Annotated in this window: 11 protein-coding genes; 4 read left to right on the top strand and 7 right to left on the bottom strand. The window is 49.3% G+C overall.

Features of this window, described 5'->3' with window-relative positions; genetic code table 11:
* Nucleotides 1-9 precede the first annotated feature (9 nt).
* Genes HGT70_RS10630 through fabY form a run of 3 tightly spaced genes read left to right on the top strand, consistent with a single transcriptional unit; the run spans nt 10 to nt 2257 of the window.
* The gene (locus tag HGT70_RS10630; protein ID WP_071432789.1) at nt 10-867 is read left to right on the top strand and encodes a virulence factor BrkB family protein; all 858 of its coding nucleotides are present in this window, start codon (nt 10-12) and stop codon (nt 865-867) included.
* Nucleotides 864-1301 (top strand): D-aminoacyl-tRNA deacylase, encoded by a 438-nt coding sequence (gene dtd / locus HGT70_RS10625; protein WP_214195802.1) that lies wholly within the window; start codon nt 864-866, stop codon nt 1299-1301. The genes HGT70_RS10630 and dtd overlap by 4 nt, the downstream gene beginning before the upstream one ends.
* A gap of 14 nt (nt 1302-1315) precedes the next feature.
* Entirely contained in the window at nt 1316-2257 is a 942-nt protein-coding gene (gene fabY / locus HGT70_RS10620) for a fatty acid biosynthesis protein FabY (protein ID WP_071432786.1), read from the top strand.
* A gap of 35 nt (nt 2258-2292) precedes the next feature.
* Here fabY and HGT70_RS10615 read toward each other — a convergent pair whose 3' ends face one another.
* The 7 genes from HGT70_RS10615 to gmk all read right to left on the bottom strand — a co-directional run bounded on the left by HGT70_RS10615 (nt 2293) and on the right by gmk (nt 11385).
* On the bottom strand, nt 2293-3930 hold the full coding sequence (locus HGT70_RS10615) for an AsmA family protein (protein WP_214195801.1): 1638 nt from the start codon (nt 3928-3930) through the stop codon (nt 2293-2295).
* 112 nt (nt 3931-4042) lie between these two features.
* Nucleotides 4043-5425 (bottom strand): uracil-xanthine permease family protein, encoded by a 1383-nt coding sequence (locus tag HGT70_RS10610; protein ID WP_071432782.1) that lies wholly within the window; start codon nt 5423-5425, stop codon nt 4043-4045.
* A gap of 93 nt (nt 5426-5518) precedes the next feature.
* Nucleotides 5519-7597, bottom strand: coding sequence for an ATP-dependent DNA helicase RecG (recG, locus tag HGT70_RS10605; RefSeq protein WP_214195880.1), 2079 nt, complete (start codon nt 7595-7597; stop codon nt 5519-5521).
* Nucleotides 7594-8289 (bottom strand): tRNA (guanosine(18)-2'-O)-methyltransferase TrmH, encoded by a 696-nt coding sequence (gene trmH, locus HGT70_RS10600; RefSeq protein WP_071432778.1) that lies wholly within the window; start codon nt 8287-8289, stop codon nt 7594-7596. The genes recG and trmH overlap by 4 nt, the downstream gene beginning before the upstream one ends.
* A 4-nt stretch (nt 8290-8293) precedes the next feature.
* Nucleotides 8294-10411 (bottom strand): bifunctional GTP diphosphokinase/guanosine-3',5'-bis pyrophosphate 3'-pyrophosphohydrolase, encoded by a 2118-nt coding sequence (gene spoT, locus HGT70_RS10595; protein ID WP_071432775.1) that lies wholly within the window; start codon nt 10409-10411, stop codon nt 8294-8296.
* Between the two features lie 21 nt (nt 10412-10432).
* The gene (rpoZ, locus tag HGT70_RS10590) at nt 10433-10708 is read right to left on the bottom strand and encodes a DNA-directed RNA polymerase subunit omega (protein ID WP_071432774.1); all 276 of its coding nucleotides are present in this window, start codon (nt 10706-10708) and stop codon (nt 10433-10435) included.
* Between the two features lie 53 nt (nt 10709-10761).
* Complete coding sequence (gene gmk / locus HGT70_RS10585; protein ID WP_071432772.1) at nt 10762-11385, bottom strand: guanylate kinase; 624 nt, start codon at nt 11383-11385, stop codon at nt 10762-10764.
* A 306-nt stretch (nt 11386-11691) separates the two neighbouring features.
* On the opposite strand from gmk, the gene HGT70_RS10580 reads away from it, so the two are divergent.
* Nucleotides 11692-12624, top strand: coding sequence for an omptin family outer membrane protease (locus tag HGT70_RS10580; RefSeq protein ID WP_214195800.1), 933 nt, complete (start codon nt 11692-11694; stop codon nt 12622-12624).
* The last annotated feature ends 54 nt before the right edge of the window (nt 12625-12678 follow it).

The raw sequence follows: 12678 nt of genomic DNA, 5'->3' as shown, positions 1-12678 counted from the left end.
TGATTATTTATGCGAGTAAAATTAAGGACCCGATCATTTTTTCGCTGGCTTGGCGTGTTATGGCGACGAATTAACGATGATAATATGACCGTACAAGCGGGTAACCTGACCTTTGTATCATTGTTAGGGTTAGTACCCTTTGTAACGGTTATTTTCGCCATATTCTCTGCATTTCCTGTTTTTTCAGATGTTAGCAGTGAGATCCGACACTTTATTTTCCGAAATTTTGTTCCTGCTACCGGGAATGTCATTGAAGAATATATCGACCGTTTTGTCGTTAATGTCCACCGAATGACAGTGTTCGGAGCAATCGGGTTAATCGTGACCTCACTGTTATTGATGTTCTCCATCGATAGTGCGTTGAACAGTATCTGGCGGAGCTCGCGCAAGCGACCGCTCGTGTTCTCATTCGCCGTCTATTGGATGATTTTAACCCTTGGACCGCTATTAGCCGGGGCGAGTATTGCCTTAAGCTCTTATTTACTTTCGCCGCAGTGGCTCAATATGCCGGGTATTAGTGAGATCATTCAGCTGGTATTGCGCGGCTTCCCCCTATTACTCTCTTGGCTAGCATTTTGGTTACTATTTAGTGTGGTGCCGACCTGTAGCGTTGCAGGAAGGGATGCGTTAATCGGGGCGCTAGTCGCGGGTGTTTTATTCGAGATTGGTAAAAAAGTTTTCACGCTCTATGTCACGATGTTTCCCGCTTATCAGCTGATCTACGGGGTACTCGCCGTGATCCCAATGCTCTTTCTGTGGGTATATTGGACTTGGTGTATCGTATTGCTAGGGGCGGAGATTACGGTGTCTCTTGAGCATTACCGTAAGCTGCGTCGTCAGCGTCAACAGCAGGCGGATATTTCATGATTGCATTAATTCAGCGGGTTTCTGCCGCGCAAGTTAGCGTCGACAATAACGTGATCGGTAAAATCGGCGCGGGTCTATTAGTACTACTAGGCGTCGAGCAGGGAGATGACACGACGGTGGCGAGTAAGCTTGCAGATAAGGTTATCGGTTATCGCGTGTTTAGCGATGAACAAGGTAAGATGAACTTGAATCTCCAGCAGGTGGCAGGGGAGCTATTAGTGGTCTCGCAATTTACGCTTGCCGCCGATACCCAAAAAGGAATGCGTCCCTCGTTCTCCAAAGGCGCTGCTGCGAATACTGCCCGAGAGCTTTATGACTTTTTTAGCGAGCATTGTCGCCAACGCGGCGTAAAAACCGAGAATGGGCAGTTTGCTGCAGATATGCAAGTGACCTTGACGAATGACGGGCCGGTGACATTCTGGCTACAGTGTTGAGGCGGAGGTAAGAGATGTATCAATTACGCGTTCCTGAAACGGCTAGCGACCTCGCGGATTATTTTCAGTTTCGTTGGCAGATGCTGCGTAAACCCTTGAATCAGCCACCGGGGTCAGAACAAGATGCTTGGGATACTACTGCGCATCATCAAATGCTGGTCGACGGCGATAATCAGGTGGTCGGAGTTGGACGTTTATCGATTAGTGGCGATAACGAAGCCTCTATCCGCTTCTTGGCTGTAGCGCCTGAACTACGGGGGAAAGGGCTGGGGCGACTGTTGATTATGACTTTAGAGTCTGTCGCACGACAAGAAGGGGTCAAACGTGTGACCTGTAGTGCACGGGAAGATGCCGTCGAATTTTTCGCTCAACTGGGATATATCAATCAAGGGCGAGTCACAACGTCGCAAACGACCCGTATTCGTCACTTCTTGATGATTAAGCCGATGGCCTCAATGGACGATATTTTACATCGTGCCGATTGGTGTGAGCAGTTACAACAGGCGTGGTATCAGCATATCCCCCTAAGCGAAAAGATGGGGGTACGGATCCAGCAATACACTGGTCAGAAGTTTATGACCACCATGCCGGAAAGTGGTAATCAAAATCCCCATCATACGCTCTTTGCTGGTAGCCAATTCTCCTTAGCGACGTTAACCGGTTGGGGGCTGATCTGGTTACTACTCAGAGAGCGCAAGCTTGGGGGAACGATTGTCTTGGCCGATGCGCATATTCGCTATAGCCAGCCCTTGCAGGGTCGGCCTACAGCCAGCGCCGATTTAGGCTCATTGAAAGGTGATTTGGACCGTCTTGCCTGTGGGCGTAAGGCGCGAGTAAGCTTAGACGTCATATTGAGTGATGAACATCACCAAGGTGCAGTCTTCCAAGGCGTCTATCTGGTGCTTCCCGCGCAAGCCGAGAAACCATTGGAAGAGGGGGGTTCAGCGCCTCGTTAAAAGGAGTATAGGCTGGCGAATGCCAGCCTAATTTGTTAGGGGGCGACCCGTTGGGTAAAGGTGGGCGTCGTTATCGTCCCATCAAGATACGCGGGGGCTTCCAGCAACGAGGGAAGTGCACCTTTCAATTGGAGAGTAAAACTTCCCCGTCCCGATAGCGGTTGCGGCCAGAGCCTAGCGGTCAGTGCCGCATACGGGACTTTATCACCCCGCAATGTCAGCGCAAAAGTATGAGGGGGCTGCTGCGAAACGGTTAAATTTCCCACCATTGGGCCTTCATCAACAAGTGACTTGATATCCCGCAAGACTAGCGTTTCATTATTCGCTTCTAGCGTAAACCACAACGCACGGACATCTTGGCGATTAAAGGTTGCCGCCGCGGCATAGTATTCCGCAGTGCCTGCCCATAGCCCCCAACGATGCTGCTCGGCAAGTAATAGTTGATTGCCAGTAATATGCGCTGCAGTCATTTGGAACGGAAACTGCGGAGTAACATCAATCAACAATCCATTATTAAAGTTAAAGCTTTTTACGGTGATTGAGCTGATTGCCTGCGGGAGTTCGGTGTGTAAAAAAGCGCGCCAATTTTCGGGTAGTGTATAGCGAATATCGTTAAGGCTAAGCTCGTCCAGTGATAAATTACCGCTACTTTTCTGCCATTGGCCTCGGGCTGTGACCGTACCTCTTGCCCATCCCACATTAAATTTATCAATCGAAAGCGCATCGTTTTGGGCGGTGAGTGTGAGATGAGGCTTGGACCATTCTTCAGTCCCTATCACCACGCTTTGTGCGTCGACGACTAAATGACCGGAGGGGGATGGGGGGTTAACGAGGTGTTGACCAGTTGCCGAGAGGTCGTTAATCACCCAGTCGGGACCAACGATACTAAGATGGTTAATCGATAGATTATGCAGCTCGATAGCCGCCAGTGTAAACGGACGAAGTAGCTCGTTAAGTCGCTTTGTGGTTTGAAAACGAATGTTGTCGAGCTGAAGGGAGGGGACCTGCCATTGCCCATCCGCCGATCGTGATAGCTGTCCGCTGAAGGTCCCGCGTTCAACAGCACCAGATAGGGTATTTATTATTAAGCGCTCGTGATCTTTATTACCTGTAGCTACGAGCTTATCGAACTGTTGGTGGGCGATATTGACCATTTGTGCAGAGAAAGCAAAGGTAAATTTTTTCCCTAATAGAGCCTGTTGACTCGGCTGCCAAGGCGATAAGATGCCATCAATTTTCTTCGCCGAGAGACAATGGGTTGGGTAAGGATTCAATAGTTTAACCGCCTGCAGCACTAAATGGTCTGCACTGACCGGCAGGGTGACTTCAGGGGTTAAATTACTGAGTACTAGCGTACCTTGCTCAATCGTAATGCGTGAAAAGTGCAAGGGGCTTATCAACTGATGGGCGGTGAGCGTTAAAGTAAGCTTATCCGTAATGAGTAGAGCCGGTTGGCCATCTTCACCGAAGGTAACAGTATTGAGTTCGAAACGTAAGGGGTGTGACCAATCGTGAGTAAAGCGTTGAACTGATAAATGATAAGGCGTGGCATCGCTTATCCATCGGCTAACGGTTGTAATCCCCCAATGACTTCGTAAGAAGGCATAGCCGACACTGAGCACGATGAGGAGGAGCAACATAAGAGACAAAAGTAACTTAAGGAGTAACTTCATCAAGGTTTCCTAATTGGGAGCCGACTGTAGGTTATGCCTTAAAAATAGAGTGATCTCAAGGGACACAACGACGACTGACTATCTGGATCAATAATCAGTCGTACATCAAGGTTTACTCCTCGCGGGGTAAAACCAGATTTAATACGATAGCGGTGATGCCTCCTGCGGCGATCCCTGAAGAGAATAGGGTGCGTAACCACTGTGGGGCAAACTGTAGGATCTCAGGGTGTTGCGAGACACCTAGCCCTATCCCCAATGATAGCGCCATGACCATAATTGCTCTGCGGTTCAGTGTTTCGCGTGCCACGATACGTACGCCTGAGGCGGCAATCGTACCAAACATGACCAAGGTCGCTCCCCCTAGTACTGGTTCAGGAATATTTTGTACGATATCACTGACCGAGGGGAAAAGGCCGAGTAGCATCAACATGATGGCGACAATAAAGCCGACATAGCGGCTCGCGACGCCAGTGAGTTGAATGACCCCATTATTTTGGCCAAAACACGAGTTAGGAAACGTATTAAAAAGCGCGGAGACACAGCTATTTACCCCGTTGGCGAGTACGCCGCCTTTGAGGCGTCGCATATAAAGCGGTCCTTTAACTGGCTGTTCTGAGACGTCGGACGTAGCGGTGATGTCGCCAATCGTTTCTAGCGAGGTCACCATAAAGACTAACATTAAGGGCAGTAATAGATTCCAGTCGATCGCGAGCCCGTAGCGTAATGGCTGTGGCCACATGACCAGCGCATGACCAGTGCTAGGGAGTGCGCTGGGTAAAACCCCCATCGCCCATGCCAGTAAATAGCCAACGAGCATGGCAATAAAGAGGGCCGCGATACGTAGATAAGGATTTTTCTGGCGATTGAGTAGGATGATCGTCAAGAGCACGACGCCAGCCAATAGCAGATTCGTTGGCGAGCCGAAGCTATGGTCAGCCATAGCGCTAAAGCCGCCGCCCACCGAGGTTAAGCCGACCTGAATCAATGAAAGGCCGATAATCATGACCACGATGCCGGAGACCAACGGCGTGATCACGCGTTGGACGTAAGGCAGTATCCGCGAGATAACCATTTCGGTACAGGATGCCAGCATCAAGGTACCAAACAACGCCGCCAGCATAGAAGACGGTTCTGCGCCTCCCTGCTTCAAAGCAAGCCCTCCCATAATGAGGGGAGAGACAAAATTAAAACTGGTTCCCTGTATCGAGAGGAGCCCGGAGCCAATCGGACCCCAAGTCTTGATTTGGAGCAGGGAGGCGATTCCTGAAGCAAACAGCGACATGCTTAAGATATGACGAGTATCTTCTGCCGGTAAATTTAACCCCTTACAGATCAGCAATGCGGGAGTAATCACCGCGACGAACATCGCTAGCAGGTGCTGTAGCGCCGCGAAGATGGCTTGAGGAAGCGGGGGACGTGCCTCTAAGTTATAAATAAGCTCACTGCGCGGAGCGAGTGGCGGGTTTTCAGTCGGTTCGACACGTTCGGCAGACATAATTTTTCTCTGGCAGGATAATAAAAAGGGCAATTCTAATCGAGTCATCGTCGATTGCAAACGATTGCTTATGGTGAGTGAGTAGCGGCTTACCTACACATTACTAAACAGCGTTTTCTCGGGTAACCACCGTTCTACCAATGCTTTCGACTGTTCGGGATAGTTCTGGTGAAGGTGTTTAGCAATACGTTGTACTTCAGGGATCAGTTGCTGGTCGCGCACTAAATCGACGACTTTGAATTCTGCGTTACCGGTCTGCTTGGTACCTAGTAATTCACCAGGTCCCCGTATTTCAAGATCGTGCTGCGCAATGATAAAGCCATCGTTGGTATCGCGCAGAACCTGTAATCGTTTTTGCGCCGTTTTACTCAGCGGCGGTTTGTAGAGCAAGACACAGTGTGAGGCAATGGCGCCGCGACCCACGCGTCCGCGTAATTGGTGTAATTGAGCTAGGCCCAAGCGCTCAGCATTATCGATAATCATTAAACTTGCATTTGGTACATCCACTCCTACTTCAATGACCGTAGTGGCGATGAGTAGGTCCAGCTCATGTCCCTTGAACTGTTGCATAATTTGCTGTTTTTCGGCTGGTTTCATTCTGCCGTGTACTAAACCAATGCGCATCGCCGGTAAGGCGACCTGTAGCTCGATTAACGTGTTTTCGGCGGCTTGCGCTTCAAGTAGTTCTGATTCCTCAATTAAGGTACAGACCCAGTAGGCTTGTCGGCCTTCGGCACAGGCGCTTTCGACGCGCGAGATAATTTCGCTACGACGTGAATCGGGGATCGCGACGGTCATCACCGGTGTACGCCCAGGGGGCAATTCATCGATAGTCGAGGTTTCTAAATCCGCGTATGCGGTCATCGCTAAGGTTCGCGGGATTGGTGTTGCCGTCATAATTAATTGATGGGGATGGAAACCCTGCTGTTGCCCTTTTTCCCATAAAGCGAGACGCTGATGGACGCCAAAGCGGTGCTGTTCATCGATAATCACCAATGCTAAATGCTGGAATTGGACATGTTCTTGGAACAGAGCATGGGTACCTACCACCATTTGGACTTCACCCCGAGCAATCCGCTCTTGCTCAGCCGCACGCGCTTTCCCTTTCTGTTTGCCTGCCAACCAGCCTACTTGAATACCTAGCGGCTCAAACCAGTTACGAAAGTTAAGGGCGTGCTGTTCGGCAAGAAGTTCGGTCGGTGCCATCATCACCACTTGCTGATCGGCGGCAATAACCTGTAAGGCGGCTAATGCAGCCACCAAGGTTTTTCCAGACCCTACATCGCCCTGTACTAGACGTAACATTGGATAAGGATGCGCTAAATCCTGTTCGATCTCTTTAACGACACGCTGCTGAGCGGCAGTGGGTGCAAAAGGTAAATTGCTTAAGAACTGTGTCGATAATCGAGGGTCGTGCTTGAAGGATAAGGCTCGATACTGCTGAACTCCGGCCCGCGCTTGTAACATACTCAGCTGATGGGCAAGTAACTCTTCGGTAATCAGTCGTAATTGTGCAGGGTGACGGCCTAGTTCGACGTCGGCTAACTGCAATTCAGGAGGCGGTCGATGGAGCAGCTGTAATGCGTCGGTTAATGACAGTAGACCACGACAGAGCTCCGCAGGCAGTAGCTCTTGAATAGGATTATGTTGCAGCAACACCAATGCTTGGTCGGTAAGATTACGTAACGTCGCTTGTCGAATGCCTTCGGTCGCAGGATAGACCGGCGTCAGCGTCTCTTGTAGCGCTATGGGTTGCTGTTCATCCTGCTGGCGATACTCTGGGTGGATGATTTCTGGCCCACGCTGTCCACGCCGAATTTCACCCCAGGCGATAATGCTTCTCCCTACCGCGAGACCGTTTTTCATTCCTGCGTTAAAGTTGAAAAAGCGTAACGTCAGGCTGCCGGTACCATCGCTAATTTGACAGACAAGCATACGACGCCGACCGAAGGTGATTTCGCTGTGTAAGACCTCGCCACGGACAGTGGTATGAGACCCTGCTTGTAAGTCATTGATGGCGGTGAGGTGAGTGCGATCTTCATAACGTAAGGGGAGGTGTAATAATAAGTCTTGTAGCGTATGCAGCCCAATTTTCGCTAATTTTGCTGATTGGCTCGCGCCGACTCCGGTCAACGTGGTTAGCGGAATGGCATCAAGCAGGCGGCCTTTCATCGTTTTCTCGTGGCTTGCATGCTGTCCCACCATGCTTGGTCAGCGTGAATTTCACCTGCTTGGTCAATAGACGGGTAGGCTAACCCCTTATGCTTCGCGACGCGGGCGAGCGTCGGGTATCCGCCTTCAAACAGTAAGCGCTGCTGCTCCTGCGAGTCGATATCGCTATAATCTCGTTGGTATAACCCTGCAATCTGCCGCTGACGTTGCGCTTCGTAGAGAATAAGTGCCGAAGCCACTGAGACATTCAACGACTGAACCATCCCTACCATTGGAATAACGACGTGATGGTCGGCGAGGGCTAATGCCTTCTCACTGATCCCCGTTTTCTCCTGCCCCATGATGATACAAGTGGGTCGGGTATAGTCGATGTCGCGGAAATCTATCGCTTTTTCACTGAGGTTAGTCGCCAGTATCTGCATACCTTGACGCGTAAACTCTGTCACGGCTTGCTCTATGCTTTCGTGGGTGTGTACGTTCACCCAATTATTACTACCGGCCGAAGACGAAGCGGCTGTACGCATGTGTTCGTCTGGCCAAACGGCATGAATATCATGGATGCCGACCGCATCGGCAGTACGTACAATCGCAGAGATATTATGGGGCTTATGGACTTGCTCAAGGCAGACGGTTAGGTCAGGCTGGCGTCGTGCCAGCATTTCCTGTATTCGAGCAAGTCGTTGGCTATTCATCGGATTAGTTACGGTTACGTTGGACTTTGATGACATCCGACATCACGCGTAATTTACGCATAATATTCGCCAGATGAACGCGATCGTGTACCGTAAGACGCAAATAAGCGGTATAAACTCGGCCATCACGCTCTTCAGTATTGAGACTCTGAATATTAGAGCGCTCTTGATTGATAGCCGCGGTTAAGTTAGCCAAGACGCCTTGATGATTGAACATATCGACCTTTAACTCGGCGATAAAGTCTTGCTCAGTATGGCTGTCCCATTCTACAGGCATAAATTTCTCGGCATCTTTACTAAAGCCGCGAATGTTACGACACGATTCGTGATGAATGACCAGCCCTTTACCGGGACTGATATGTGCCAATATTGGGTCACCGGGTATGGGTCGACAGCATTTAGCAAAGGTAATTAATACACCCTCGGCGCCTTTGATCGGTAGCTTATGGCGTTTCGTGTTGCCTGCCGGGGTTGGTTCTTGGGTTTCAGGCTGCGGCAGAAGATTTTTGGCTACCACGACACTCATGGCATTTCCTAACCCAATTTCTGCTAATAAGTCGTCGAAGCTGGCTAGCTTCATACGCTCAAGTTCGTGCTGAATATTTTCTTGTGGCACTTCTGCCAGTTTTTTACTTCCCCCCAGCGCGTGGCTGAGTAGGCGGCGGCCAAGTAGAACAGAGTCTTCTCGTTTAAGGTTCTTAAGCAGTTGGCGAATTTTAGCGCGCGCTTTTGAACTCACCACGAAGTTTAGCCATGCTGCATTGGGTCGCGCCCCAGGTGCAGTGATGATTTCGATAGTCTGTCCACTCGTCAACGGCTGCGAGAGGGGATAGGGCTGGCGATCAACTCTTGCTCCGACGCAAGCATGACCAATGTCGGTATGGACCGCATAAGCGAAGTCGACAGGGGTCGCTTCTGAAGGTAATTCGACGATCCGCCCCTCTGGGGTGAAGACGTAGATTTCATCGGGAAAGAGATCCGATTTAACGCTCTCGATAAATTCGAAAGAGTTACCCGAACTTTGTTGTAACTCGATTAGGCTTTGTAACCAGCGCTGCGCGCGAAGCTGTGCGGTGGTGACGCTTTCACCTTGCTGTTTATACGCCCAATGAGCAGCCACCCCCATCTCTGCCATTTGATCCATATCTTCAGTACGGATCTGCACTTCGACCGGCACGCCATGCGGCCCAATCATCGAGGTGTGCAGGGATTGATAGCCGTTGGCTTTGGGGATAGCAATATAATCTTTCATCCGTCCTGGGCGCGGCTTAAACAAGCTGTGCATTTGGCCCAGTACGCGATAGCAGGTATCGATATCTTTGACGATAACGCGAAAAGCGTAGATATCCATGATGGAATGGAAACGTTGCTCTTTCAGGTGCATCTTGCGATAAATCGAATAGAGGTGTTTCTCGCGTCCACTCACCCGGCAAGGAATAGCGGCCTCTTGGAGGCGGCCATCGATCTCACTCAAGATACGCTGGATCATCTCTTTACGATTGCCGCGTGCTGCTTTCACCACTTCTTTGATGACGCGGTAACGGTTAGGGTAGAGGGCTTCGAAACCCAACTCTTCCAATTCCGTTTTTAGGTGATGAATACCTAAACGGTGGGCAAGTGGGCTATAAATCTCGAGGGTTTCGAGCGCAATCCGTCGACGTTTATCGGTACGTAACGAGCCGAGAGTACGCATGTTATGCGTACGATCAGCAAGTTTGATCAAGATGACGCGGATGTCTTGCACCATCGCCATGATCATTTTACGAAAGTTTTCTGCTTGAGCTTCTTTCTTATCCCGGAATTTTAATTTATCCAGTTTAGAAACGCCTTCCACCAACTCTGCGACACTTTCACCAAATAGCTGTTCAATTTCTTGGTAAGTAACGGCTGTATCTTCGATCACGTCGTGCAGCAAGGCCGCCATCAGCGTTTCATGATCCAGCTTCATACCTGCCAAAATACAGGCGACAGCTACTGGGTGGGTGATATAAGGCTCACCACTCGAACGGGTTTGTCCTTCGTGAGCATCACGCGCAACAAGGTATGCCTGCTTGAGACGTAAGATATGCTCTTCAGGCAGGTATTTCTCAATCAGTTGGTTAAGGCTTTCAAACAGATACAAGGGCTACCTTCACTATCAGAATTAACGACGGCCTTCGGCGATAGCATTAACGGCGTGGAGTTCAGCCGCTTCCTGCTCATGCTGGTCTTGGCGCTCACGCACATCAAGAATACCATTAGTGATTAAGCCTTCTTCGATTTCACGTAACGCGATAACCGTTGGCTTATCATTTTCTTCTGGAACCAGAGCATCTTTACCGCCAACTTGTAATTGACGTGCGCGACGAGCCGCGACCAATACCAAGTCAAAACGGTTGCCTACTTGTTCTACTGCATCTTGTACGGTTACGCGTGCCATATAGGTGTTACTCCACTGATCTTGTATAGATAAGGCATGATACTGAACCGCGTTCAGTCTGCCAATAATTTGCTAATAAGTGCGCTATGCCGAGATTTTTGGCGATGCATCCGTAAACGTTCTGCACGGATGATGGTTTTCAAATCTGACAGTGCGAGATCGAAATCGTCATTAACGATCAAATAATCGTATTCGGCATAGTGACTCATTTCATCAACCGCTTTCGCCATTCTCGACACAATGACGTCATGATCATCTTGACCGCGTCCACGTAAGCGGCGGTCGAGTTCGTCTTGCGTGGGAGGAAGAATAAAAATACTCCGCGCATTTGGCATTTGTTGACGAACTTGTTGTGCGCCCTGCCAATCGATATCCAAGAAAACGTCCACTCCGGTCGCCAGTACTTGCTCAATGGCATGACGAGAAGTGCCGTAATAGTTTCCAAACACCTCAGCATGCTCGAAAAAGGCATTATCGGCGATCATCGCGGTAAATGCTTCTTTGGATACAAAATGGTAGTGCTCACCTTGCACTTCTCCTGGGCGGATATTGCGCGTGGTATGGGAAATAGACACCTGAGTATCGTATAACGGCTGAGTTTTCAGCAACGCTTGGAGTAAACTCGATTTACCCGCACCACTGGGAGCGGAAACAATAAATAACGTACCTTGAGCCATAGTCTTCTTGGATTAGATAAAGAGCGGGGACAATATCTGAGCCATTATACACAGCCTTTGCTAATGAAGCAGTATTTTGTCTAAAAAAGCAGAGGGAAAGGGAGCTATTTTAGTCAATTTTACCGCGTTATTCACGCCTAACGAGCGCTACGACTCGCTAGATCGCCTGCGCTAAGTAAACAGTACGCTATTCTGAAGGTAGCGATTTAGCTAAATAGAACCTAAACATTGCTCAGAATTTAGTTGAGAATATCTAATTTAACTGGCTGAATATAAAGGATTTATATCAACAAGGATGAGATAATAATGAAAGTAATAACTCGCGTAGTAATGGTTGTATTAGGGAGTGGCCTCGCGGCTAATGTATTTGCCGCGGATCGATATAATCCTTCTTGGCAAGACGTTACGGTAGATTTCGGACTGGGAACGCTATCCGCACAAACGAAAGAGCGTGTTTATGACCCGGACAACGGACATAAAGATAGCCAATTAAATTGGCGATTTCGCAATGCCCCCATCATAAAGGGCGGAATAGAATGGACACTCTTACCAGAACTCTCACTGGGCCTTACGGGATGGACGACTCTCGCGAAGCGTGGTGGGATGATGAACGATTACGATTGGGAGGACGAAGATCAAAAAAGTTGGACCTCAAAGAGTCATCACCCTAATACCAAGTTAAACGATGCTAACCAATTTGATATTAGCCTAAAATACTGGCTTCTATCCAACGATGACGCGCGTATTGGGGTACTCAGTGGTTATCAACAGACACGCTATCACTTTAGCGCTCGCGGGGGGAGCTACAACTACGATAATGGTAGCCAAGTCGGGGAGTTGCCTAATGATTTACTCGCTATCACCTATCATCAGACCTTTAAAACCCCCTATATTGGTATGCTAGCGACTTACCGCTATCAACAATGGGAGTTTGGTGGCGCGTTCAAGTATAGTGCTTGGGGGCGAGCAAACGATACGGACGAGCACTATCTCGCCGATACGACCTTCAAGTCATCGATTTCTAAACAGAAATTTACCTCGCTCTCGCTGAACGCCGGTTATTATCTTACCGATAATGCGAAGCTATACTGGGAAGGAACATGGGGACGGACCTTTAATAAAAAAGGACGGATGTCCTACGACGACCGCATGGAAGGCATTAAGGATTCAGCGAAGAATGGAGCAGGTATTGAGAATTATTCGCTGATGGCTAATGTAGGGCTTAGTTATACCTTTTAATCCTTACCGAAAAAGATCATGCTTCAGCGGCGAGTTTCGATGACCTGTGTCAAC

Source organism: Rosenbergiella collisarenosi (assembly GCF_018494085.1).
In the GTDB taxonomy this organism is placed as follows: Bacteria; Pseudomonadota; Gammaproteobacteria; order Enterobacterales; family Enterobacteriaceae; genus Rosenbergiella; species Rosenbergiella collisarenosi.
The sequence above is the reverse complement of the archived record's forward strand: the minus strand, read 5'-3'. Positions and strand labels throughout refer to the sequence as shown.

Coding starts and splice junctions, on each gene's coding strand:
- HGT70_RS10630 (WP_071432789.1), top strand. CDS start 10: ATGCGAGTAAAATTAAGGACCCGATCATTTTTTCGCTGGCTTGGCGTG.
- dtd (WP_214195802.1), top strand. CDS start 864: ATGATTGCATTAATTCAGCGGGTTTCTGCCGCGCAAGTTAGCGTCGAC.
- fabY (WP_071432786.1), top strand. CDS start 1,316: ATGTATCAATTACGCGTTCCTGAAACGGCTAGCGACCTCGCGGATTAT.
- HGT70_RS10615 (WP_214195801.1), bottom strand. CDS start 3,930: ATGAAGTTACTCCTTAAGTTACTTTTGTCTCTTATGTTGCTCCTCCTC.
- HGT70_RS10610 (WP_071432782.1), bottom strand. CDS start 5,425: ATGTCTGCCGAACGTGTCGAACCGACTGAAAACCCGCCACTCGCTCCG.
- recG (WP_214195880.1), bottom strand. CDS start 7,597: ATGAAAGGCCGCCTGCTTGATGCCATTCCGCTAACCACGTTGACCGGA.
- trmH (WP_071432778.1), bottom strand. CDS start 8,289: ATGAATAGCCAACGACTTGCTCGAATACAGGAAATGCTGGCACGACGC.
- rpoZ (WP_071432774.1), bottom strand. CDS start 10,708: ATGGCACGCGTAACCGTACAAGATGCAGTAGAACAAGTAGGCAACCGT.
- gmk (WP_071432772.1), bottom strand. CDS start 11,385: ATGGCTCAAGGTACGTTATTTATTGTTTCCGCTCCCAGTGGTGCGGGT.
- HGT70_RS10580 (WP_214195800.1), top strand. CDS start 11,692: ATGAAAGTAATAACTCGCGTAGTAATGGTTGTATTAGGGAGTGGCCTC.